The sequence below is a fragment of the Bradyrhizobium sp. RT6a genome, from assembly GCF_040547675.1.
Lineage (GTDB): Bacteria > Pseudomonadota > Alphaproteobacteria > Rhizobiales > Xanthobacteraceae > Bradyrhizobium.
The window spans coordinates 156,544-178,380 of sequence record NZ_JBEPQC010000011.1 but is presented as its reverse complement, the minus strand read 5'-3'; the positions used below and the strand labels follow the sequence as shown (position 1 = coordinate 178,380).

The window sequence follows — 21,837 nt, the reverse complement described above, 5'->3', positions numbered from 1 at the left end:
CCTGACGTCGTCGCGCGTCAGATCAGGCGATGGGAGGGCGGTAGTGCAGCGGCGGTGCCGCGCTGTGCAGGCTGGCCACGATCTCGGGCGAGCAGGCGGAAACCGGCTGAAGCGGCTTTGCGACGCTGGGCAGGTCGGCAGGCAGCGCGCTCACGCACATCATCGCACAGCACGGTCCCGGCGTACCCTTGCCGTCGTGATGATCGGGCACGGGCGCGTCCTGCGCGGCGGCCTGGTGATGCGCATGTGCCCCTGCGTGGTCATGCGAGGCGCCGTCATGCGTGTGGCCGGCCTGGATCTGGTGATGCACCGGCCCGAGGTCGGCGAGGAGCGCGTCGTCGAGGCACGGTGCTGGACCGCTACCCCAAGCGAGGCTTGCTGCCGGCGCGAGCACGCAGAACAGATAGGCAAGGGCAATGAAGCGCCCCACCCTGATCCGCATCGATCGTGTCAATCGCAGCAACATTCGCCGACTTGCTCTTCGCGCGGCCATGTTGCACGCGCTGATTTGCAAAATAGTGACAAAACGCGCGTTCGCCAAGCTCCTTCTTACCGCAGTGCACCGTGCATGCCCAATATCGCGCCACAATGCTTGACCCTGTGGCGATCCGCGGGCCATGGTCCCGCCCGTGCACGCGCCAAATCAATCAGGACAAACACCCGAAGCATTCACCCCTGATTCGCGTCAGGCCTGGATGCGCCTTGTTATTGCACTTGTGATCGGTTCGATCGGCGGCGTCGGCATGTGGGCGATCGTGGTCATGATTCCCGCGGTGCAGGCCGAATTCTCCGCCACGCGCGGCGCGGTGTCGCTGGCTTTCACCCTGATGATGTTCGGCTTCGGGCTGGGCGGCGTCATCGCCGGCCGGATCACCGATCGGTTCGGAATCGTGGCGGCGATGGCAATCAGCATCGCCTTTCTCGGCGTCGCCAATGTGCTGGCGGGTCTGTCGACCCAGCTCTGGCAGTTCGTGGCGGCGTATTTCCTGATCGGGCTCGGCACGTCGGCGACCTTCGCGCCGCTGATGGCGGAGGCCTCGCACTGGTTCGAGCGTTATCGCGGCCTGGCCGTGACCATCGTCGCGAGCGGCAATTATGTCGCCGGCACGATGTGGCCCCCGCTTGTGAGCACGGGCATGCAGACGATCGGCTGGCGTTACACGCACATCGGCATCGGCCTCGTCTGCGTGAGCCTGATGACGATCCTGGTGCTGGTCCTGCGCGCGCAGATGGGCGACGACAAGGTTCACGATCATGCCAATGCAGCGCCGCCGCGGGTCGACCTCAAGCTCTCGACCAACACGCTGACGGTGCTGCTCTCGATCGCAAGCATTTCCTGCTGCGTCGCCATGGCAATGCCGCAGGTGCATATCGTCGCCTATTGCGGCGATCTCGGATATGGCGTGGCGCGCGGCGCCGAGATGTTGTCGCTGATGATGGCCTGCGGCATCGTCAGCCGGATCGGCTCGGGCTATCTCGCCGACAAGATCGGCGGCATCCCCACACTGCTGATCGGTGCGGTGGCCCAGGGATTTGCGCTCGTATTCTACCTGTTCTTCGACAGCCTGACCTCGCTCTATTTGATTTCCGCGATGTTCGGCCTGTTCCAGGGCGGCATCGTGCCGAGCTATGCCATCATCGTGCGCGAGGCGATGCCGGCGAGCGAGGCCGCAACCCGCGTCGGCATCGTGATCTTCGCGTCCGTGTTCGGCATGTCGTTCGGCGGCTGGGTCTCGGGCGTCATCTTCGACGCGACAGGTTCCTACGCGGCTGCGTTCGCCAACGGCGTGGCGTGGAACGCGCTCAATATCGGCATCGTCTTGACCCTGCTGATCCGGTCGCGGATGAATGCCGTCAGGACCGGTCCGGGTTTTGCGACCTAGACTGCCTGTCCCGCCTTCAGCAGCGAACAACCCGTGATCTTGTAGCTGCCGTCTGCCTGCTGCTCGAGCGTGTAGAGGGCTTCCCAGGCCTCGCCATTGGCATCGATGATATGGACGTGCTGGGCAATTCGGCTGCCGTCGCTTTTGCTGTCGCCAAATTCAAAGCTCTTGTGCCGGTAGACCGGCGGATAGCCGTTTTGCACCATGGACATGAAGATCTCGGGCGTGGGGAAGATCTCCCGGATCGCCGGCGCGGCGTAGGAATAGGCCGCGCTCGCGTCGTCGCGGCCGAATGCCTGCTGTTGGGCGCGGATGACGCCCTGTGCCGTCGCGACATCGTTGGCCCGTGCTGAGACGGGACCGAAGGCGACACTGAGAAAGACCAGCAAGGCGGCGATGCGCATGACAGGCTCCGCGTTGAAATCCCGGCGGCGCCGATCCTAGCACATCTCGCGGGCTATCGCTTCCGCTTTGCAGCCGGCTTCGCGGGCTTGGCGGCCGCGCGGACCTTGGCTTTCATGACAGGCTGCACCCGCAGCCCGTCAACGAACACGTCGAGCATTCGCAGCACCGAGGATTGCCAACCGGGCTGGTCGTGCATGTAGCACATGCCGAAGAACGCGCGCAGCAAGTCCTCGGGGCTGACGTCTGCCCGCATGGCGTCGGCCGCGGCTGCGCGATCGAGCAGCGAGCCGATCGCCTTGGTCAGGCGTTCAAAGGAAAAGGCATGCAACTCCGACCCGCTCTGCACCGCGAGTGCCAAGGCTGCCACCATGCCCTTCTTGGTGGCAACGAATTCGACCCCTGAGCGCAGCCAGCGCCGCAGCGCGTCGACGGGGTCCTTCGCGTTCTTCAACTGCTCGGCGAGCTCGCTGAGCTGCTCGACCTCGCGCCGGTACACCGCCTCGAACAAATCCTCGCGGGTCGGGAAATGCCGATAGAGCGTGCCGATGCCGACGCCGGCGCGTTTTGCCACGGCCTCGAGGCTCGCCTCCGGACCACCCGCGTTGAACACGGCCTTGGCCGCCTCGAGCACGCGCTCGCGATTGCGCACGGCATCAGCGCGGGGCTTCCGGGTCTGGTCGGTGTGCTCGTCCATCCACGCAATGTAGATCACGAATTGGTTAGATTGAACCCTTACGGGGCTACATCGCGTTGATGCGCACGGGCTTTTGACGAATTCCAAATATTTCCCGCCGGCCCTTGTTAAGCGGAGGCTGCCTCCGTATCTTCGCTGAAGACGTTGGCTCGGATGATATTCGGGCGACGCTTGTCGACGGCGGCCACGGCGGTGGCGCGCTGCGCGACGACTCATGTCCATATCTGATCGGAGCCTTGTATGAACCACTCCATCAGCCTCACCGTGAACGGTGCGCGGCGCGACTTCGTCCTCGACGATCCGCGCGTCACGCTGCTCGATCTCTTGCGTGAGCGCCTCCATCTGACCGGAACCAAGAAGGGATGCGACCGCGGCCAATGCGGTGCCTGCACCATTCTCGTTGACGGCAAGCGCATCAACTCATGTCTCGCGCTTGCCATCAGTCATGACGGCGCCGACATTCTCACCATCGAGGGCGTGGCGCGCGGCGACCAGCTTCATCCCGTTCAGGCCGCCTTCATCGCCCATGACGGATTTCAGTGCGGCTTCTGCACCCCCGGCCAGATCATGAGCGCCATCGGCATGATGAGCGAGGCACAGGCCGGCAACGATCCCGAGCGCATTCGCGAATGCATGAGCGGCAATCTGTGCCGCTGCGGCGCCTATGCCGGCATCGTCGATGCCGTGCTCGACGCGCAGGCCGGCATGGACGAATCCACTCAGAGGCGCTCCGCATGAAGCAATTTGATTATGTCAGGCCCGCCACGGTCGCCGAGGCCGTCGCTGCCGCCGCGCAGCCGGGCGCGGTCTATCTCGCCGCCGGCACCAACCTGCTCGATCTGATGAAGGGCGGCGTAAGCCGTCCGGATCGTCTGGTCGACGTCACCCATCTCGACGGCCTCGACCGGATCGGGCGCCTCGCCGACGGTGGTGTGCGTATCGGCGCACTGGTGAGCAACGCCGATCTCGCGCATGACGCCGACTTTGCCAAGGACTACCCAGCCGTCGCCGAAGCGCTGCTTTCCGGCGCATCCGCGCAACTGCGCAACGCCGCGACCGTCGGCGGCAATCTGCTGCAACGGACGCGCTGTGCGTATTTCTACGATACGGCGAGCCGCTGCAACAAGCGCGAGGCTGGCAGCGGTTGCGACGCGCGCGACGGCGAGAACCGCACTCACGCCGTGCTCGGCTGGAGCGAAAACTGCATCGCCACGCATCCGTCCGACTTCTGCGTGCCCTTGGTCGCGCTTGACGCTATCGTTGAGATCGAGGGCAGGAACGGGCGGCGCGAGATCGCGCTCGACGAACTGCATCGCCTGCCAGGCGATGCGCCCGAGCGTGAATCGGCGCTCGATCCGGGTGATCTCATCGTCGCGGTGCGTCTGCCGCCCGCTGCGCGCGGCTTTGCCGCGCATGCGCGCTATCTCAAGGTCCGCGATAGAACGTCCTACGCGTTTGCCGTCGTCTCGTCTGCGGCTGCGCTGCGGATCGAGAACGGCAAGATCGCGGAGGCGCGGCTTGCGCTCGGCGGTGTCGCCGCAAAACCCTGGCGTGCCCGCGCTGCGGAGGACGTGCTCAGGAACGTCGCGCCCACGGTGGACGCTTTCCAGGAAGCCGCCTCGCGCGCGCTCGCCGACGCAAAACCGTCTGGCGACAACGCATTCAAGATCGAGCTCGCGCGCCGCATCGTCGTGCGCGCGCTGAGCCTCGCCGCCGCCGGTACGCCCGCGCGCATCTCCGCGCTGCCGGCCTCTCCCTTTGCCTCGACGTCCGGAGCCATTCATGCCCGAGCCTAATCTCACCAGCGCACCCGCTCATCTGCGCCACGGCTCGAACATCGGCCAGCCGCTGACCCGCCGCGACGGGGTCCTCAAGGTCAAGGGCCAGGCGACCTACGCCGCTGACAACCATCCGCCCAGCATGCTGTTTGCGGTGATGGCCGTCGCCAGCATTTCGCGCGGCCGCGTGACCTCGCTGGACGTCACTGCTGCCAAGCGCCATCCCGGCGTCATCGACGTCATGACGTCGGACCACAAGCCCGAGCTCGCGATCGACCCCGAGATCAAGACCAATCCATTCGTATTCCGGATGGAGGTGTTGCAGAGCAATGAGGTCCGCTACGCCAACCAGCCCATCGCCGTCGTGATCGCCGAGACGCTGGAGGCGGCGACGGAAGGCGCGGCACTGCTGGCGCCGCGCTACGAGACGCTGCCCGCGCTCATCGGCCTCGATGCGGGTGAAAGCTTCGTGCCGCCGGTCGTCGGCGTCGGCAACCCGACGGAAAATCACCGCGGCGATGTCGAGGCGGGACTTGCGTCTGCCGACAAGCGGATCGACTCGGTTTACGAGACGCCGCCGCAATATCACAACGCAATGGAGCCGCATGCGATCGTGGCGGCCTGGGACGGCGACAGTCTGCAGATCGACATGCCGACTCAAGGTCTCATGCTGTCGCTGGCGCGTGTTGCCGAATTGTTCGGCATCGCCCACGACAAGATCCACATCCGTAGCCCGTTCCTCGGCGGCGGGTTCGGCTCGAAGGGGCTCATGGCCGGTCCTCCGGTCCTCGGCATCATGGCGGCCAAGCTCGTCGGCAAGCCGGTCAAGCTGGTGCTGCGGCGCGAGCAGATGTACGGCCCGGTCGGCCATCGCGCGCCGACGCGGCAGCGGCTGCGCATCGGCACCGATGGCGAGGGGCGCCTGACCGCGCTCGATCACCATGCGAGGACCGTGTCGAGCACGTTCGATGATTTCTACGAGCCCGCGGCCGATGCCTCGCATACGCTCTATGCGGCGCCTGCGATCCGCACCTCGCACGATGCCGTGCGCGTCAACACCGGCACGCCGCTGTTCATGCGTGCGCCCGGCGAGGCGACCGGCTCGATCGCGCTGGAGAGCGCGATCGACGAGATGGCCTGGGCCTGCGGCATCGATCCGCTCGCCTTTCGTCTGAAGAACTATGCCGAGGTCGAGCCGATCACCGGCAAGCCGTTCTCGTCCAAGGCATTGCGTGCCTGCTACGAGCAGGGCGCGGCGCGCTTCGGCTGGGCGAAGCGACCGCTCCAGCCGCGGCAGATGCGCGACGATGCCGGCCTTTTGGTCGGTTGGGGCATGGGCACTGCGACGTTCCCGGCATTGATGTTCCAGGCCGAAGCGCGTGCCGTGCTTCGCCGCGACGGCTCCGGTGCCATGGAGATCGGCGCGCATGACATGGGGCAGGGCGCCTGGACGGCGCTGGCCCAGATCGCGGCCGACGAACTCGGGCTCGAGATCGACCGCGTCGAGTTCAAGGCGGGGTCATCCGACCTGCCCGATGCCGGCATTGCCGGCGGCTCAGCACACACGGCAACCGCGGGTGCTGCGATCCACAGCGCAGGCGCGGCCGTGATTGCGAAACTCGCCGATCTCGCCACCAGCGACGAGCGCTCTCCGCTGTTCGGCGCCGGCAACGCCGGCGTGATCGCGCGCGATGGCAGGTTGATCCGTCGCGACGACGAGAGCCGCGGCGAAAGCTATGCCGAGATTCTCGCGCGCGCCGGCGTCGCCGAGGTCGAGGCGCGCGGCACCGGCGCGCCGAATCCGGCGGCGATGGAGGAGTATGCGATGCACGCCCATGGCGCGGTATTCGCGGAGGTGAAGGTCGATCCCGAGCTCGGCCAGATCCGCGTCACCCGCATGGTCGGCGCCTTCGCGGCGGGACGCATCGTCAACCCGCGCATGGTGCAGAGCCAGCTGTTCGGTGGCATGATCTGGGGCCTGTCCTTCGCCTTGCACGAGGAAGCCATCACCGACCGCCGCACCGGAAGGATCATGAACGCCAACCTCGGCGAGTACCATATCCCGGTGAATGCCGACGTGCCGCCGCTCGACGTGATCACGGTCGAGGAGCACGATCCGCACGTGAACGCGCTCGGCATCAAGGGTGTCGGCGAGATCGGCATCACCGGCAGCGCAGGCGCGGTCGCCAACGCGGTGTGGCATGCGACCGGTGTGCGTGTGCGCCGTTTCCCGATCCGGATTGAGGAGTTGTTGAAGTAGCTTTGAGGCCGCGGCGGGCGAGGCCTTCTCGCCCCCGCGTGCTAGTGCAGCTTCTTGCGAAGAGCCTTGAGCGCTTCTCGCTGCGATTCGATGTAGTTCGCGATGGCCTTGCGCAGCTCCTCCGAATGGAGCTTGTCGCTGTCGCGCTGCACTTCATCGAGTGCAGCCTCTGCATTTGCGAGCGTGATCTTCATAGCGAGCCCTGTTACGAAGCGGCTCCGGAAGCCGGAGGCTGCTTGGCTATGGCTCGAAACATATAGAGGATCAGGCCGCGGAAATTGAGAGGGCTCAAGTTCCGTAAGATACCGGTGGCTCCGTAGGATTGCGGACAACTTCAAAACGTCGGCGGTGTGCAGGCCGAGATCACCTCGCACGGCTTGCCGCCGACGCAGCGGAAGCGATGCGGGCGACGGCTCTCGAAGTAGTAGGCATCGCCCGGATTGAGGATGCGGCGCTCGTCCTCGACGGTGACTTCGAGCTTTCCCGAGATCACGATGCCGCCTTCCTCGCCGTCATGGACGAGGTGAACGCGCCCGGTGTCGCTGCCGGGCTCGTAGCGCTCCTTCAGGATCTGCAGGCTGCGACCGAACAGATTGTCGCCTACTTGCCGATACGAGATCGGCTTCTTGCCGACCTCGGTCAGCTCCTCACCGCGGTAGAATATCTTTCGCCGGCTCTCCGGCTCCAGCGCGAAGAACTCGGCGAGCCCCATCGGGATGCCGTCGAGGATGCGCTTGAGCGCTCCCACGGACGGGTTCATCTGGTTGGATTCGATCAGCGAAATCGTCGAATTGGTGACGCCGGCGCGTTTGGCGAGTTCGCGCTGCGACAGCTTCTGGCGCGCCCGGATGAATCGCAGCCGTCCACCGATATCGACGCTCATGTCCCTGTCCCGTGTTGCAGGTGTTGCGGATCGCGCAAATATGGACCGGCAGCCCCAGTCAAATCAATGGCTTGCAGCTCATCAGAAAAGGACTTGTTGCGCTTTTCAAGCCGTGCCTCTGGTAGCAGGTCAGCAAAGGAGCGTGGCCCGTGACCCTTCATCAGATTCCGAACACCATCAAGACCGACTCGTTCTGGATGCCGTTCACGGCCAACCGGCAGTTCAAGAAGGCGCCGCGCCTGTTCTCCTCGGCCGAGGGCATGCATTACACCACCGTCGACGGCCGCAAGGTGATCGACGCCTCCGCTGGCCTCTGGTGCGTCAATGCCGGCCACGGCCGCAAGCAGATCGCCGCCGCCGTCGAGCGCCAGCTAATGACGCTGGACTTCGCACCGTCGTTCCAGATGGGCCATCCGCTGGCATTCGACTTCGCCGAGCGTCTGGCCGAGATCGCACCGAAGGGCCTCGATCGGATCTTCTTCACCAATTCCGGCTCAGAGTCGGTCGACACCGCACTGAAGATCGCGCTCGCCTATCACCGCGCCAACGGCCAGGCGAGCCGCACCCGCCTGATCGGCCGCGAGCGCGGCTATCACGGCGTCGGCTTCGGCGGCACCTCGGTCGGCGGCATGGTCGCCAACCGCCGCGCCTTCGCCACCCTGCTGCCGGGCGTCGACCACATCCGCCACACCCATGATCTCACCCGCAACGCCTTCGCCAAGGATCAGCCCGAGCATGGCGCCGAGCTCGCCGATGATCTCGAGCGGTTGGTGGCCCTGCACGGCGCCGAGACCATCGCTGCCGTCATCGTCGAGCCAGTGCCGGGCTCGACCGCGGTGTTGCCGCCGCCGAAGGGCTATCTCCAGCGCCTGCGCGAGATATGCGACAAGCACGGCATTCTCCTGATCTTCGACGAGGTCATCACCGGCTTCGGTCGCCTCGGCACGCCGTTCGCCGCCAACTTCTTCGGCGTCACGCCTGATATGATGACGACGGCCAAGGGCATCACCAACGGCACCGTTCCCTGCGGCGCCGTGTTTGCGAGCCGAAAGGTGCATGACGGCCTGATGGTCGGCCCGGAGAACGCGATGGAGCTGTTCCACGGCTACACTTATTCGGCGCATCCGGTCGCCTGCGCTGCGGGCATCGCCACGCTCGACATCTACAAGGACGAAGGCCTGCTGACGCGCGGTGCGTCGATCTCCGAATACTGGCGCGACGCGCTGCATTCGCTGAAGGGCCTGCCCAACGTCGTCGACATCCGCAATTGCGGCCTGATGGGCGCGGTCGAGCTGTCGCCGCGTGACGGTACGGTCGGCGTGCGTGGCTACGACGTCATGGTCGACTGCTTCAATCGCGGGCTGTACTTCCGCATGAGCGGCGATAGCTTTGCGCTGTCGCCTCCGCTCATCGTCGAGAAGAGCCACATCGACGATATCGTGTCGATCCTCGGCGACGCCATCAAGCGGGTGGCCTGATAATTGCTCTCGCCGTTGCGGAGTTTCCTCTTGCAGCGGCGAGCGTGATGCCGCGGGAGTTTGACGAAGCGTGAAAGTTCTGATCCTCGGCAGCGGTGTCATCGGTGTCACCTCTGCCTACTACCTCGCGCGTGCCGGCCATGAGGTGACGGTTGTCGACCGTCAGCCCGAACCGGCGCTCGAGACCTCCTTTGCCAATGCCGGCGAAGTGTCGCCCGGCTATTCCTCGCCCTGGGCCGGTCCCGGCGTCCCGGTGAAGGCGGTCAAATGGCTGCTGATGAAACACGGCCCGCTGGTGATCCGGCCGAAGCTCGATCCCGTGATGTGGGTCTGGCTGCTCAAGATGCTGCGCAATTGCACCAGCGAACGCTACGCGATCAACAAGAGCCGGATGATTCCGATCGCGGAATATAGCCGCGATTGCCTGCGCGACCTGCGCCGCGACATCGGCATCCAGTATGACGAGCGCTCGCAGGGCACGCTGCAGCTGTTCCGCTACCAGGCTCAGCTCGACGGCACCGGTGAGGACATCGCCGTGCTCAAGGAGTACGGCGTGCCGTTCGAGGTGCTGAGCCGAGAGGGCTGCATCGCGGCCGAGCCGGCGCTGGCGGGCGTGAAGGAGAAGTTCGCGGGCGGACTCCGCCTGCCGCAGGACGAGACCGGCGATTGTCACATGTTCACGCAGGCGCTGGCCAAGCACGCCGAAGCGCTTGGCGTGCGCTTCATGTTCAACACCGGCATCGACCGCATCGTCACCGACGGCGCGCGCGTCAGCGGTGTCGCGACCAGTGCCGGCATGTTGCAGGCAGACGCTTACGTGCTCGCGCTCGGAAGCTGGTCGTCGCGGCTGGTCGCGCCGCTCGATATTTCGCTGCCGGTCTATCCCGTGAAGGGCTATTCGATCACTGTGCCGATCAAGGACGCTTCCGGCGCGCCGGAATCGACCGTGATGGACGAGAGCTATAAAGTCGCGATCACGCGCCTCGGCAATCGCATCCGCGTCGGCGGCACCGCCGAGATCTCCGGCTTTTCGAGCCAGCTCTACGATGCGCGCCGCGCGACGCTCGATCACTCCCTGACCGATCTGTTCCCGCGCGGCGGCGACCTCTCCAAGGCGACGTTCTGGAGTGGCCTGCGTCCGATGACGCCGGACGGACCGCCCGTGATCGGCCCGACGCAGTACGCCAACCTTCACCTCAACACCGGCCACGGCACGCTAGGCTGGACCATGTCCTGCGGCTCCGGCCGCGTGCTCGCCGACATGCTGTCGGGCAAGAAGCCGGACATTGATGTGAGTGCGTTGACGGTGGATCGGTACAAGTACCGGTTTGGCTAAGTGAGGCCGTCATTCCGGGGCGTCTCGAAGAGACGAACCCCGAATCTCGAGATTCTCAGGTGCGCAATCGCGCACCATAGTTCGATGCTGCGCATCGCCCCGGAATGACGGGCTGCACTACCCCGTCCCCGTCACGCAATTCACCCACAGCACCACCGCCTTGGCATCCTCAGCCGGATTTGAAAACCGGTGCGGCCTCCGGCTGGCAAACCGAAAACTGTCGCCGGTCTTCAGCGACCATGTCTCGCTGTCCACTGTCAGCATCATCTCGCCTTCGAGCACGAGGCCGGCTTCCTCGCCGTCATGGGTATAGAGCTCGTCGCCGGTGGAGCCGCCGGGCTCCAGATGTACCAGGAACAGGTTGAGCCGGTTGTCGGTGCTGGCGGGGCTCAGCAATTGCTTCGACACGCCGGTGCGCCAGAGCTTCAGTTCGGGCCGCTGCAGCCCTCGCGTGACGATTTGATCGGATGCACCGTCGGCATTCGGGCTCGCGCCGAACAGCGCGGCGATGCCGACGCCGAGCACGTCGGCGAGCGTGGCCAGCACGCGCAGCGACGGCGACGACAGGCCGCGCTCGATCTGGCTGAGGAAGCCGATCGAGAGATCCGTGCGCGCAGCGACCGTCTCGAGCGAGAATTGCCTGATCCGCCTGAGATCGCGAACGCGGCGGCCGACCGCGACATCCATCGCCGGCTCGGCCGCTTTCGCAATAGTCCTGGTGCTGGCGCTGGCTTTCACCTTCACCTTTATCTGCACCTTCTTCACCCGCTTTGCGGCGGCCGGTCTGCGCATTCTTTTGCCACCGCTCACGTCAAACCGCTTCCTTCATGTGCATGAAAACCGCTTGCATCACCCGCGAAAATGTGACCAAATTTTCATACTGGTGAAACTAGGCCGAAACGGCTTGGCCCGCAACGTCTGCGATGACGATATCTGCGAGCGCTGCCATCGGCCGGGCCCAAGGGGGATGCGATGAAGCGTTTTGGTCTGGCCGCGGTCGCGGCACTCGCGATTGCCGCAGCAGCGCCGGCTTCGGCGCAGCAAGTGCTGAAGGTCGGTTCGACGCCGACAGGCATTCCGTTCACGTTCCTCGACACCAAGACCAATAGCATCCAGGGCATCATGGTCGATCTTGTCACTGAAGTGGGCAAGGATGCCGGCTTCAACGTGCAGATCGAGCCGATGCAGTTCTCGGCGCTGATTCCGTCGCTGACATCGAGCAAGATCGACATCATCGCGGCCGCGATGTTCATCACGGCGCCGCGCAAGGAGGTCGTCGACTTCTCCGATCCGATCTACACCTATGGCGAAGGCCTCGTGGTCCCCAAGAGCGATACCAAGGCCTACGCCACCCAGGACGATCTGAAGGGCGAGACGGTCGGCGCCCAGGTCGGCACCGCCTTCGTCGACGCGCTGAAGAAGTCCGGCCTGTTCGCCGACGTCAAGGCCTACGACACCATCCCCGACATCCTGCGCGACGTGAACACCGGCCGCCTCAAGGCCGGTTACGCCGACTATCCGATCCTCGCCTACAATCTAAAGCAGGGCGGCTTTCCCGAGGTGCGCCTGGTCGACGGCTATAAGCCCGTCACCGTCGGCTCGGTCGGCATCGGCGTGCGCAAGGGTGAGACCGCGCTGCTCGGCAAGATCAACGCCTCGCTCGCCAAGCTGAAGGCCAACGGCACCATCGACAAGATCCTCGATAAATGGGGCCTGAAGGCACAGGGTTGATCGCCAGACGCCGATCGATGAAAGCTGATTGATGAAGGGCTTCTGGCACGACGCGGCCGAATTCTTCCCGATCCTGATGAGCGGCGTCGTGCTGACGATCGTCGTCACCATCGGCTCGCTGCTGCTGTCGACGGTGCTTGGCCTCGTCTGGGCGATGATGCGGGTCTCCGGCATCCGCGTCCTGTCGCTGCTCAGCGCCAGCCTGATCAATGTGATCCGCGGCATTCCGATCATCGTGCTGTTGTTCTACCTCTACTTCGTGATGCCCGATCTCGGCGTCACGCTCAGCGCGTTGCAGGCCGCGATCCTCGGGCTCGGCATCGCCTACTCGGCCTATCAGGCGGAAAATTTCCGCGCCGGCATCGAGGCGATCGACAAGGGCCAGATCGAGGCGGCGCAATCAATCGGCATGGGCTGGTGGCTGACCATGCGCCGGGTCGTGCTGCCGCAGGCGGTGCGCATCGTGCTGCCGCCCTATGGCAATGTCATGATCATGATGCTGAAGGATTCCTCGCAGGCTTCGACCATCACGGTCGCCGAGCTCGCCCTTCAGGGCAAGCTGATCGCGTCATCGACCTTCAAGAACACCAACGTGTTTACGATGGTTGCGCTGATGTATCTCACCATGAGCATTCCGCTGATCCTGCTGGTCCGTCACTTCGAGAAGCGGGCCGGCAAGAAATGATCGAGCTGACCGACGTCCACAAGAGCTTTGGCGAGAACGAGGTGCTCAAGGGCATCACGGCGTCCGTGCAGAAGGGCGAGGTGGTCTGCATCGTCGGCCCCTCCGGCTCCGGCAAGTCTACCATTTTGCGCTGTATCAACGGGCTCGAAAGCTATGACCGCGGCGAGATCAGCGTCGAAGGATTGAAGGTCGACCGCGACGCTCCGTCGATCGTGAAAATCCGCACCCAGGTCTCGATGGTGTTCCAGCGCTTCAATTTGTTTCCGCACCGGACAGTGCTGGAGAACGTGGTCGAAGGTCCGCTCTATGTGAAGAAGGAGCCGCGCGCTGCCGCATTCGAGCGTGGCCGCGCGCTGCTCGCCCAGGTAGGCCTTGCCGAGAAAGCCAACGAACATCCGCCGCAGCTCTCCGGCGGCCAGCAGCAACGCGTCGCGATCGCGCGGGCGCTGGCGATGCAACCCAAGGCCATCCTGTTCGACGAGCCGACCTCGGCGCTCGATCCTGAATTGGTCGGCGACGTTCTCGGCGTGATGCGCAAGCTCGCCGACGACGGCATGACCATGGTCGTCGTCACCCATGAGATGGGCTTTGCCCGCGACGTCGCCGACCGTGTGCTGTTCATCGACGGCGGCGTCATCGTCGAGCAGGGACCGGCGAAATCGGTGCTCAACCAACCGCAGCACGCGCGGACGCAGGACTTTTTGCGCCGCGTGCTGCATCCGCTCTGACTGGTTCTTGCCATGAACGCGCGCCTGCCTCTGCCCCCATCTCTCTATGCCGACACCGCCGTCGCGCCGGTGGCCACGCCGCCGCTCGACATCGACAAGACGGTCTCGGTCGCCATCATTGGCGGCGGCTACACCGGCCTGTCCACCGCGTTGCATCTGGCGGAGCAGGGCGTCGAGGCACTGGTGCTGGAGGCGCAGGAGCCTGGCTGGGGCGCCTCCGGTAATAATGGTGGCCACACCAATCCCGGACTGAAGCACGACCCCGATCAGATCGAAGCCGATTTCGGCGCTGAACTCGGCCGCCGCATGGTCGCGTTCTCCTACGGCACGACGAACTTCACCCACGATTTGATCCGCCGCTACCAGATCCCGTGCGAAGCGCGGCAGAATGGTACGCTGCGCGCGGCCTATAACGAGGCCAGCGCCGCCGCGATCGAGACAACCGCACAACAGTGCATCGCCCGTGGGATGCCGGTGACGTACCTCAATCGCGAGCAATTGCGCGAGATGACCGGCACCGATCGCTACATCGGCGCCATGCTGGATACCCGCGGCGGCGACCTGCATCCGCTCAGCTACGCCCGCGGCCTTGCGCGCGCCGTGATCTCCGCGGGCGCGCAGGTGCATGGCGAAACACCGGCACTATCGCTCCGTCGCGAGGGCAGCCGCTGGCGCATCGAGACTCCGCGCGCGGTGGTTCATGCCGACAAGGTGCTGCTCGCGACCAACGGTTTTACGGACGATCTCTGGCCGGCGCTCCGCCGCACCATCGTGCCGGTGTTTTCCTCGATCGCCGCCACGGCGCCGCTTTCTGATGACGTGGCACGTTCGATCATGCCGACGCGACCGGTGCTCTACGAGAGCGGCCACATCACCGTCTATTACCGCATCGATCAGCAGAACCGCCTCTTGATGGGCGGCCGCGGTCCGATGCGCTGGATCAGTTCGCCGCGCGACGTGGCCTATCTCATGCGATACGCGGAGCGGCTTTGGCCGCAACTCAAGGGCGTCGCCTGGACCCATGGCTGGAACAGCCGGCTCGCCATCACCGCGGATCATTACCCGCATGTGCACGAGCCCGCAGACAACATCCTGATCTCGCTCGGCTGCAACGGCCGTGGCGTCGCGCTCTCGACGGCGATGGGCGCGCAGCTGGCGCGACGCCTGATCGGTGGCGCCAAGGCCGAGATCGACATGCCCGTCACCGGCATCAAGCCGATCCCGATGCACGCATTCTGGCCGGTCGGCGTGACGACGGCAGTGATCGCAGGCCGGGTGCGCGACCGGCTCGGGATCTAAGCTTAGCCCTCCGCCACCGCGTCGGCCCAGGGCTGGAAAATCTCGACTGCGCCGGAATTGGTGTCGCCGTCGCGCATCACCACGCTCGGGCAGGCGAACTTCTGCGGCAAGGACTGCACCCGCGCTTCCTCATAGTCGAAGCGCGCCGCGAGCGTCTCGCGTGTGCCCGCAGGCAACCTGGTATCGCCGATCACGATTGCGCCTTCGCTGGCATCGATGCGCGGCTGATGGATCGCGGCATCGAGATCCATGCCGAAATCCATCGCAAACGACACGATCTGCATCACCGACGGCAGAATGCGTCGGCCGCCGGAGGCGCCGACCGCAAGCCGTCTGCCGTCCTTGGCCTCGGCGATAACAGGCGTGTAGTTGGTGAGGCAGCGCTTGCCAGGGGCGAGCGAGTTGGTGGTGCCCGGCGTCGGGTCGAACCACATGATGCCGTTGTTCATGGCGATGCCGGTGTTCGGCGTGACATATTTCGAGCCGAAGGAAGACAGCAGCGTCTGCGTCACCGCCGCGATGTTGCCGTGGCGGTCGACCACGGAGAAGTGCGTCGTGCAGGCGGGCGCCAGAAAGTCCGCGCCGAGCGAGCGCTTGCCGTCGGCATCGCCCATATCCTTGAGCCGCTCGCGATAGGCTGATTGCAGCGCGGCGGCATATTCGACGTAGGCGGCTGCATCCGGCGCGCTTCCCGGCTTAAAGTTCTGTTGCAACAGGCGCAGCGCATGCGCCATCGTCGGTCCGGCCGTGAGCTCCGGCGTCGCAAACACCTTGCCGCCGCGATAGGGAATCGCCAGCGGCTCGCGCAGATGGGCTCGGAACGCGGCGAGATCCTCCACCGACAGCGCGCCGCCGTCGGCCTTGATGTCGGATGCGATGCTCCTGGCGAGATCGCCCTGGTAGAAATCGCGCGGACCGGCATCGGCAAGGTGCGCCAGTGTCGCCTTCAGCGTGTCCAGCGGCAGTCGCGTCTCTGACTTGATGCCCCATGGCGCGCTCGGCGGCAGGCCGTCCTTCAGGAATGCTGCCGCGCTAGCGGGATAGCGCCGAAGATCGGCCGCCGATGCCGCGATCGTCAGCGTGGTCCACCAGTCGACCAGCAGGCCTTCGCCGGCGAGGGCGACGGCCGGCGCGACCAGATCTTTCCAAGGCAGCCTGGCGTGACGACGATGCGCCTCTTCCATGCCGGCGACGACGCCGGGCACGGCGATCGAGCCGGGGCCGTGGATGTTGCGGTCGTCCTTGACCCGCTGCCAGGGAAACAGATCGGAAGCCGCGCCTTCGCCGCTGAGCGGATAGTCGGCGGTGCGCAGGCTTTGCGGGGCGCACATGCCGTAGTCGATCACTTCGTAGCGATTTTCCGCCGCACGGTAGAGCACCATCGCGCCGCCGCCGCCCATGCCGCTGTTCCAGGGCTCCAGCACGTTGAGCGCGAAGGTGGTGGCGACGATCGCATCCACACAGTCGCCGCCTGCCGCCAGCACTTGCGCCCCCACTTCGGCCGCCCGCCGCGATTGCGCAGCGACGATGCCGCCTTTGGATGTAACGGCGGGCTTGCGGACGGTTTGGGCGTGGCTGAACTGATGAGGCATGATGATGTCTGTGTGCTGTCTTCGGTTTGGCTTCGTTGCGCTGAGCTCCGCAATGGGCGGGAGCGTGCGAAGAATGGCACATCGCCCCCACCGAGAACATGGAAAGGGAGGCGCGACATGGCTGGTGTGAAGCAGGCGGGGGAGGCGCCAACACGTGAATGCCCGGGCAGGCCCGGGCATGACGAGTTGTGAGACCGATCAGTGGGAAGCAGGAGCCGCAGGGCTCAGCGGGCGCGATCCAGCCGGCTGGCCTGATACTTGGCGTGCCATTTCGGGCCAGGCCCGCGCATGTAGTGGAGCTCGGGCCGGTAGGGATTGCCGGCGATCCGGATCAGCGTCTGCCATTTGCTGGCGACGAAGCTCAGGGGCTGGCGGAGTAGGGTCAGTGACGCGAGCAACATGGCATCACCTCAGTGCGGCTTGCCGAGCATGGCAGTGAAGGGGAGGTCGAAGATCTCCTCGCCGTCGGAGCCGCTGACATGGATCACCCAGTCGCGCCAATCCTCAGCGCCGGGCGTCAGGATCATCGCGTTCATGATCTGGGCGGCACGGTCGCGCGCCTCGGTCAGGTTGGTCACGGCTGTGCCGCTGCGATCGATCAGCGTGCCCTCGGTATTGGAGCAGTGAAAATAGACCTGGACCATATGCGTCTCCTATTGGGAGCGATTCGGACGGCAAACCGATACCATTCCAAGCCTTCGCGAAACATTCGGGTCGAGCCCGGTAAGGGAATCTACGGAGATTGGTCGGCGCCAAGCCCCCTGCTGGTTTGATCACAAGGGGGTGTTGATCAACTGGACGGCATTCCCACGGCATGGAACAACCCTGGACGGAAAGTCCGGGAGGCGCCGTGAACCACCTCACATTCTGGCGTGAACGCCGAAGCCTGCGCGCATGCGCGGGCGTCTTGGTGGTCCTCCTGACCCTCGCCTCGGTAGGCTCATCAGAACCGGTCCGCAAGAGCGGCTATGTGATCGGCATGGAGACCTGCGGCAGCGCCGATCTCGCCTTTCCCAGAATCCAGATCGACATGAAGGCGGGATTTTGCGCTGGCCTCGTCGCCAGCGAGGAGGATCGGCTGAAATTCCCGCGCTCGATCATCCAGGTGCCCGGTCGTGACCTGTTCGTGGTCGCCGACATGGCGGGCTGGGGCCATACCGACGGCCGGCTGCTGTTGCTCGACCCACGTGCACCCCAGGGACAGCGGTTCAAGGAGCTGCTGACTGCAATCGAATATCCGTTCGGTCTCGTGATCGGTCCGGACAAGAAGCTCTATGCCTCGAGCGCGGAGACGATCTTCCGGTTCGATCCGCTCGCCGACAAACCGCGCGATACGGTCGAGACCATCGTCCGTCACATGCCGGGCCGCCGGATCACATTGCCCGACGGCACCAGGGTCGACGAGAGCGCGCATCCACTCAAGCAGTTTGTCTTTGATAAGAACGGCCGGCTGTTCGTCAACATCGGCTCGCACAGCGACGACTGCATCACGCCGGCGCCGATCACGAAACCTTGCGCGGCGGCCGAGGGCGCTTCCGCGATGGCATCGATCTGGCTGTTCACGCCGCCCCCGGGCGGTATCTTCCCGGCGTTGAAGGCTGGCGAACCCGACCCGCCGCACAGCGTCTATGCGCGCGGCCTGCGCAACTCGATGGCGCTGGCGCTGCACCCGAGCTTTCCCGATGCTGGTTATGCCTTCCTGCAAGGCGAGAACGGCCGCGATCTGCCTGACATTTTCAAGCCGAACGAGGAGATCAATTCGATCGAGCAGGGGAGGCATTACGGCTGGCCCTATTGCTACGATCTGTCGACGCCGAGTCCCGAATTCAGAATCGTCTTGCAGTCGGGGGTCTACAAATCGCTGTGCACCTCCAACGTTCTCTACAAGTCGCCGTTCTCGCTGCTGCCGCCGCACGGTGCGCCGCTGGCGATGCTCTATTATCACGGCGCGAAATTTCCGGAGCTCGAGGGCAAGCTGCTGGTCGGCCTGCATGGCTATCGCCCGACCGGCAGCCGCGTCATCGTCTATGAGGTCGACGACCACGGCTTCCCGAAGCCCGCCCCGGCGCCGGTGCGCTATCATGTCAGTTGCGCGGCCGATCCGACCCACAGCTTTCAGACCGAGGCCGGCGACGTCGCCGCCGCGCCGTTCGAGGAGCTGATCGCAGGCTGGCACCGCGTCAACGGCGCGCGGCCGCAAGGTGAGCCCGTCGGCATGACGGTTGCGGAGGACGGCGCAATCTGGTTGGTCGAGGACAAGAACCAGACCGTGATCCGGATCGACCGGGCCGCGGGCGATGCGCCCGCGCCGTTGCCCTGCGACATACGTAGCCAGGCGCTGATCGATCAACTGGCGGTCTTCGTTGCCAGGGACGCGCAGAACAGCGTCCGGCTCACCAATTTGCGCAAGGGCCTCGTCGAGAAGCATTGCGTCGGCTGTCACTCGGATTTCGGCCTGAAGCCGGGCCAATCTGACGCACAGAAGGACGCGACGGTGCTTCGCTTCATGCTGTCACAGGACGGCTGGATCTATCCTGGCGATCCAGACTCCGGCAAGTTGCGCACGCGGCTTCGCGGGTTAGGCGCGGAGAAGCTGATGCCGCCGGGTGGCGAAGGCTTGCCGAAGGCCGAGCCTGGTTACACGCGCCTGCTCGACACGGCGGATCTGCTGGTGTCAAAAATGGTTCCGGGCATCCGGATGCGGATCAAGCCCGGCCCGCCGCAGCGCAAGTTCTTTGGGAAAACCAACAAGGAATGCGGCGAAATACCGGCTGCCAAGGTCGTCGTCGTGACACAAAGGAACGCTGTAGACAAACCCGGCTTCAGCCGCTTCTTCCGGCCGGCCGATCCCTATCTGAATGGCGAGTGCAGCGACGGCGATGGCTATTACATCCGGCAGGAATTTCTGGTGCCTGTGCAGTAGCGTTGTTCTCGTCCTTGCGACGGCACCGGTCCGAGCGGAAACGAAACTGTTCGAAAGCGTACAGGTGACGCCATCAGGCGAATACACCTTTGGCATCGAAGGCCCGGCCGCCGATCTCGACGGCAACCTCTTCGTCGTCAATTTCGGCAAGCCCGGCACCATCGGCAAGCTGCCTGTCGGCGGCGCGGCGTCCGTGCCGTTTACGGCTTTGCCCGAGGGCAGCGTCGGCAACGCCATCCGCTTCGCGCGCGACGGCACCATGTTCATCGCCGACTACAAGAAGCACAACATCTTCGCGATCCCGAAGGGATCGACCGAGCCCGCCCTCTGGTTTCACTCCGACGAGATGAACCAGCCCAATGACATCACCATCGCCCGCGACGGCACGATCTACGCGAGCGATCCGAACTGGAAAGGTCGCGAAGGTCACATCTGGCGCATCGCGAGGGGCGCCGACGGAACGGTGCAGGGACAGCTCATGTCGGCGCCGCGCGCGATGGGCACGACCAACGGCATCGATCTCAGCCCTGATGACAAGACGCTCTATGTCGGGGAATCCAGCAGCGGCCAGATCTGGTCCTACACGCTCGGCGGCAACGAGCTCACCAGTCCAAAACTCGTCAAGGCGTTTCAGCCCGACACCGTCGACGGCCTGCGCACCGACGTGGCCGGCCGCCTCTATGTCGCGCGCATCCTCAAGGGCACGATCACGTTGATGAAGGCCAATGGCGCGGTCGAGCGGGAGATCGCGCTCAGGGCCAAGGAGCCGACCAATCTCGCCTTCGGAGGCCACGACGGCAAGACGATCTTCGTGACCCAGCGTCAGGGCGGCTTCGTCGAGTCCTTCCGCACCGACCAGCAGGGCCGCGAGCACTGTCTTCAGCGCGGGCGCTGCTGAGTTTCACGAGCGATCTGCTTCCGGCGCAGGGCGGTGCGACACGGGCGGCATTCTTCTTGCTTGCATCTCGCCGCCGCGGGAATTTAGACATCTGTGGCACCGTCAAAGCGACCACGGAGTGTTTGAGTGAAAGCCGTCCATACCGAGCTGCATCGCAGCCACGATCCGCAATTCTTCCTGGTCCGCGGCGTCGTCAAGCGCACCACCGAGCAGCCCGAACGTGCCGACCGCCTGCTTAAAGGGCTCAAGGACGGCAAGCATCAACTGGTCGAGCCCACCATATTCGGGCAGGGGCCGCGTGCGCGCATCCACAGTCCGGAATATTTGTCGTTCCTGAGCGAGGCTTGGGAGGCCTGGACCGCGCTCGGCGATTCCGGCCCGGAGATGATCGGCAACATCCATCCGGTGCGCCATGCCGCGACTTATCCCACTCATATCATTGGCAAGCTCGGCTGGCACACCGCCGACACCGCGGCGCCGATCGGCCCGGGCACCTGGGCCGCGGCCTGCGCCGCGACCGACGTTGCCGTCAGCGCGGCACAGATGGTGATGGACGGCGAGGATGCGACCTATGCGCTCTGCCGGCCGCCCGGCCATCACGCCTATCGCGATATGGCCGGCGGTTTCTGCTTCCTCAACAACAGCGCGATCGCGGCGGCGCATCTGCGGCAGAAGCACGAGCGTGTCGTGATCCTCGACGTCGACGTCCATCACGGCAACGGCACGCAAGGCATCTTCTACGCGCGGCCGGACGTCTACACGGTCTCGATCCATGCCGATCCCGTCGCGTATTATCCTTACGTGTGGGGCTATGCGCATGAGCGCGGCGAAGGTCCCGGCCTCGGCACAAATCTCAACATCCCCCTGGCGATCGGCACCGGCGATGACGGTTACATCCAGGCGATGGACGTCGCGCGCAAGGCGATCGAATCCTTTGCGCCCGGCGCCCTCGTCATCGCTCTCGGCCTCGACGCCTCCGAGCACGATCCGCTGAAGGGTCTCGCCGTCACTACGCCCGGCTTCCGCCGCATCGGCCAGGCCATCGCGAAGATGGGCCTGCCGACCGTGTTCGTGCAGGAGGGCGGCTATCTCTCGGATATCCTGGGCGCGAACCTGACCTCGGTGCTGGCGGGATTCGAAGAGGCGCGGTGATTCTCGCTGAGTAGCCCATCATTCTCCGTCATTGCGAGCGTAGCGAAGCAATCCAGAATCTTTCCGCGCAGGGACTCTGGATTGCTTCGCTACGCTCGCAATGACGATGTGA

Annotated in this window: 22 protein-coding genes; 13 read left to right on the top strand and 9 right to left on the bottom strand. The window is 65.0% G+C overall.

Annotated features, from left to right (window positions below; genetic code table 11):
- Window positions 1–22: 22 nt before the first annotated feature.
- On the bottom strand, window positions 23–466 hold the full coding sequence (locus ABIC03_RS36155) for a hypothetical protein (protein WP_354065320.1): 444 nt from the start codon (window positions 464–466) through the stop codon (window positions 23–25).
- Between the two features lie 151 nt (window positions 467–617).
- Between ABIC03_RS36155 and ABIC03_RS36150 the strand changes: the two genes are divergently transcribed.
- Window positions 618–1,883, top strand: coding sequence for an MFS transporter (locus tag ABIC03_RS36150; protein ID WP_275172196.1), 1,266 nt, complete (start codon window positions 618–620; stop codon window positions 1,881–1,883).
- On the opposite strand, the gene ABIC03_RS36145 is transcribed toward ABIC03_RS36150, so the two are convergent.
- A complete protein-coding gene (locus ABIC03_RS36145; protein ID WP_354065318.1) occupies window positions 1,880–2,287 on the bottom strand; it encodes a DUF4864 domain-containing protein in 408 nt (135 codons plus the stop codon). The genes ABIC03_RS36150 and ABIC03_RS36145 overlap by 4 nt on opposite strands.
- Before the next feature lie 53 nt (window positions 2,288–2,340).
- Window positions 2,341–2,982, bottom strand: a complete 642-nt coding sequence (locus ABIC03_RS36140) for a TetR/AcrR family transcriptional regulator (RefSeq protein WP_354065351.1) — start codon at window positions 2,980–2,982, stop codon at window positions 2,341–2,343.
- A 240-nt stretch (window positions 2,983–3,222) separates the two neighbouring features.
- Here ABIC03_RS36140 and ABIC03_RS36135 point away from each other — a divergent pair, with 240 nt between their 5' ends.
- From ABIC03_RS36135 to ABIC03_RS36125, 3 genes are read left to right on the top strand one after another with little or no spacing between them, the layout of a single operon-like run.
- Window positions 3,223–3,720, top strand: coding sequence for a (2Fe-2S)-binding protein (locus ABIC03_RS36135; protein ID WP_354065316.1), 498 nt, complete (start codon window positions 3,223–3,225; stop codon window positions 3,718–3,720).
- A complete protein-coding gene (locus ABIC03_RS36130; protein ID WP_354065314.1) occupies window positions 3,717–4,778 on the top strand; it encodes an FAD binding domain-containing protein in 1,062 nt (353 codons plus the stop codon). The genes ABIC03_RS36135 and ABIC03_RS36130 overlap by 4 nt, the downstream gene beginning before the upstream one ends.
- A complete protein-coding gene (locus ABIC03_RS36125) occupies window positions 4,765–7,020 on the top strand; it encodes a xanthine dehydrogenase family protein molybdopterin-binding subunit (protein WP_354065312.1) in 2,256 nt (751 codons plus the stop codon). The genes ABIC03_RS36130 and ABIC03_RS36125 overlap by 14 nt, the downstream gene beginning before the upstream one ends.
- 41 nt (window positions 7,021–7,061) lie before the next feature.
- Here the strand turns inward: ABIC03_RS36125 and ABIC03_RS36120 are convergent, their stop codons facing one another.
- Window positions 7,062–7,214 (bottom strand): hypothetical protein, encoded by a 153-nt coding sequence (locus ABIC03_RS36120; protein WP_167552259.1) that lies wholly within the window; start codon window positions 7,212–7,214, stop codon window positions 7,062–7,064.
- A gap of 140 nt (window positions 7,215–7,354) precedes the next feature.
- Window positions 7,355–7,903: a cupin domain-containing protein gene (locus ABIC03_RS36115; RefSeq protein WP_007606338.1), complete on the bottom strand. Its 549-nt coding sequence runs from the start codon at window positions 7,901–7,903 to the stop codon at window positions 7,355–7,357.
- Window positions 7,904–8,052: 149 nt separating this feature from the next.
- On the opposite strand from ABIC03_RS36115, the gene aptA reads away from it, so the two are divergent.
- Window positions 8,053–9,381: an omega-aminotransferase AptA gene (gene aptA, locus ABIC03_RS36110; RefSeq protein ID WP_018455698.1), complete on the top strand. Its 1,329-nt coding sequence runs from the start codon at window positions 8,053–8,055 to the stop codon at window positions 9,379–9,381.
- 70 nt (window positions 9,382–9,451) lie between these two features.
- On the top strand, window positions 9,452–10,717 hold the full coding sequence (locus tag ABIC03_RS36105; RefSeq protein WP_354065309.1) for a D-amino acid dehydrogenase: 1,266 nt from the start codon (window positions 9,452–9,454) through the stop codon (window positions 10,715–10,717).
- A 117-nt stretch (window positions 10,718–10,834) separates the two neighbouring features.
- Here the strand turns inward: ABIC03_RS36105 and ABIC03_RS36100 are convergent, their stop codons facing one another.
- Entirely contained in the window at window positions 10,835–11,509 is a 675-nt protein-coding gene (locus ABIC03_RS36100; RefSeq protein ID WP_354065307.1) for a helix-turn-helix domain-containing protein, read from the bottom strand.
- Window positions 11,510–11,689: 180 nt separating this feature from the next.
- Between ABIC03_RS36100 and ABIC03_RS36095 the strand changes: the two genes are divergently transcribed.
- The 4 genes from ABIC03_RS36095 to ABIC03_RS36080 are packed head-to-tail and all read left to right on the top strand — an operon-like array spanning window position 11,690 to window position 15,160.
- Window positions 11,690–12,448, top strand: a complete 759-nt coding sequence (locus ABIC03_RS36095) for an ABC transporter substrate-binding protein (RefSeq protein ID WP_354065305.1) — start codon at window positions 11,690–11,692, stop codon at window positions 12,446–12,448.
- Window positions 12,449–12,479: 31 nt separating this feature from the next.
- The gene (locus ABIC03_RS36090) at window positions 12,480–13,133 is read left to right on the top strand and encodes an amino acid ABC transporter permease (protein ID WP_007600584.1); all 654 of its coding nucleotides are present in this window, start codon (window positions 12,480–12,482) and stop codon (window positions 13,131–13,133) included.
- Window positions 13,130–13,861: an amino acid ABC transporter ATP-binding protein gene (locus ABIC03_RS36085; protein WP_063993772.1), complete on the top strand. Its 732-nt coding sequence runs from the start codon at window positions 13,130–13,132 to the stop codon at window positions 13,859–13,861. Before ABIC03_RS36090 ends, ABIC03_RS36085 begins: the two co-directional genes overlap by 4 nt.
- A gap of 12 nt (window positions 13,862–13,873) precedes the next feature.
- Window positions 13,874–15,160: an NAD(P)/FAD-dependent oxidoreductase gene (locus ABIC03_RS36080; protein ID WP_354065302.1), complete on the top strand. Its 1,287-nt coding sequence runs from the start codon at window positions 13,874–13,876 to the stop codon at window positions 15,158–15,160.
- A gap of 2 nt (window positions 15,161–15,162) precedes the next feature.
- Here the strand turns inward: ABIC03_RS36080 and ABIC03_RS36075 are convergent, their stop codons facing one another.
- The 3 genes from ABIC03_RS36075 to ABIC03_RS36065 all read right to left on the bottom strand — a co-directional run bounded on the left by ABIC03_RS36075 (window position 15,163) and on the right by ABIC03_RS36065 (window position 17,396).
- Window positions 15,163–16,752, bottom strand: coding sequence for a gamma-glutamyltransferase family protein (locus tag ABIC03_RS36075; RefSeq protein WP_354065300.1), 1,590 nt, complete (start codon window positions 16,750–16,752; stop codon window positions 15,163–15,165).
- Between the two features lie 224 nt (window positions 16,753–16,976).
- Window positions 16,977–17,153, bottom strand: a complete 177-nt coding sequence (locus ABIC03_RS36070; protein WP_275172179.1) for a hypothetical protein — start codon at window positions 17,151–17,153, stop codon at window positions 16,977–16,979.
- Between the two features lie 9 nt (window positions 17,154–17,162).
- Window positions 17,163–17,396 (bottom strand): DUF6894 family protein, encoded by a 234-nt coding sequence (locus tag ABIC03_RS36065; RefSeq protein ID WP_007600593.1) that lies wholly within the window; start codon window positions 17,394–17,396, stop codon window positions 17,163–17,165.
- 206 nt (window positions 17,397–17,602) lie between these two features.
- On the opposite strand from ABIC03_RS36065, the gene ABIC03_RS36060 reads away from it, so the two are divergent.
- The 3 genes from ABIC03_RS36060 to ABIC03_RS36050 all read left to right on the top strand — a co-directional run bounded on the left by ABIC03_RS36060 (window position 17,603) and on the right by ABIC03_RS36050 (window position 21,725).
- Window positions 17,603–19,675: a PQQ-dependent sugar dehydrogenase gene (locus ABIC03_RS36060; RefSeq protein WP_354065297.1), complete on the top strand. Its 2,073-nt coding sequence runs from the start codon at window positions 17,603–17,605 to the stop codon at window positions 19,673–19,675.
- Window positions 19,632–20,573: an SMP-30/gluconolactonase/LRE family protein gene (locus tag ABIC03_RS36055; protein ID WP_354065295.1), complete on the top strand. Its 942-nt coding sequence runs from the start codon at window positions 19,632–19,634 to the stop codon at window positions 20,571–20,573. The genes ABIC03_RS36060 and ABIC03_RS36055 overlap by 44 nt, the downstream gene beginning before the upstream one ends.
- A 126-nt stretch (window positions 20,574–20,699) precedes the next feature.
- A complete protein-coding gene (locus tag ABIC03_RS36050; RefSeq protein WP_354065293.1) occupies window positions 20,700–21,725 on the top strand; it encodes a histone deacetylase family protein in 1,026 nt (341 codons plus the stop codon).
- Window positions 21,726–21,837 lie beyond the last annotated feature (112 nt).

Coding starts and splice junctions, on each gene's coding strand:
- ABIC03_RS36155 (WP_354065320.1), bottom strand. CDS start 466: ATGTTGCTGCGATTGACACGATCGATGCGGATCAGGGTGGGGCGCTTC.
- ABIC03_RS36150 (WP_275172196.1), top strand. CDS start 618: ATGGTCCCGCCCGTGCACGCGCCAAATCAATCAGGACAAACACCCGAA.
- ABIC03_RS36145 (WP_354065318.1), bottom strand. CDS start 2,287: ATGCGCATCGCCGCCTTGCTGGTCTTTCTCAGTGTCGCCTTCGGTCCC.
- ABIC03_RS36140 (WP_354065351.1), bottom strand. CDS start 2,982: ATGGACGAGCACACCGACCAGACCCGGAAGCCCCGCGCTGATGCCGTG.
- ABIC03_RS36135 (WP_354065316.1), top strand. CDS start 3,223: ATGAACCACTCCATCAGCCTCACCGTGAACGGTGCGCGGCGCGACTTC.
- ABIC03_RS36130 (WP_354065314.1), top strand. CDS start 3,717: ATGAAGCAATTTGATTATGTCAGGCCCGCCACGGTCGCCGAGGCCGTC.
- ABIC03_RS36125 (WP_354065312.1), top strand. CDS start 4,765: ATGCCCGAGCCTAATCTCACCAGCGCACCCGCTCATCTGCGCCACGGC.
- ABIC03_RS36120 (WP_167552259.1), bottom strand. CDS start 7,214: ATGAAGATCACGCTCGCAAATGCAGAGGCTGCACTCGATGAAGTGCAG.
- ABIC03_RS36115 (WP_007606338.1), bottom strand. CDS start 7,903: ATGAGCGTCGATATCGGTGGACGGCTGCGATTCATCCGGGCGCGCCAG.
- ABIC03_RS36100 (WP_354065307.1), bottom strand. CDS start 11,509: ATGCGCAGACCGGCCGCCGCAAAGCGGGTGAAGAAGGTGCAGATAAAG.
- ABIC03_RS36095 (WP_354065305.1), top strand. CDS start 11,690: ATGAAGCGTTTTGGTCTGGCCGCGGTCGCGGCACTCGCGATTGCCGCA.
- ABIC03_RS36090 (WP_007600584.1), top strand. CDS start 12,480: ATGAAGGGCTTCTGGCACGACGCGGCCGAATTCTTCCCGATCCTGATG.
- ABIC03_RS36085 (WP_063993772.1), top strand. CDS start 13,130: ATGATCGAGCTGACCGACGTCCACAAGAGCTTTGGCGAGAACGAGGTG.
- ABIC03_RS36080 (WP_354065302.1), top strand. CDS start 13,874: ATGAACGCGCGCCTGCCTCTGCCCCCATCTCTCTATGCCGACACCGCC.
- ABIC03_RS36075 (WP_354065300.1), bottom strand. CDS start 16,752: ATGCCTCATCAGTTCAGCCACGCCCAAACCGTCCGCAAGCCCGCCGTT.
- ABIC03_RS36070 (WP_275172179.1), bottom strand. CDS start 17,153: ATGTTGCTCGCGTCACTGACCCTACTCCGCCAGCCCCTGAGCTTCGTC.
- ABIC03_RS36065 (WP_007600593.1), bottom strand. CDS start 17,396: ATGGTCCAGGTCTATTTTCACTGCTCCAATACCGAGGGCACGCTGATC.
- ABIC03_RS36055 (WP_354065295.1), top strand. CDS start 19,632: ATGGCTATTACATCCGGCAGGAATTTCTGGTGCCTGTGCAGTAGCGTT.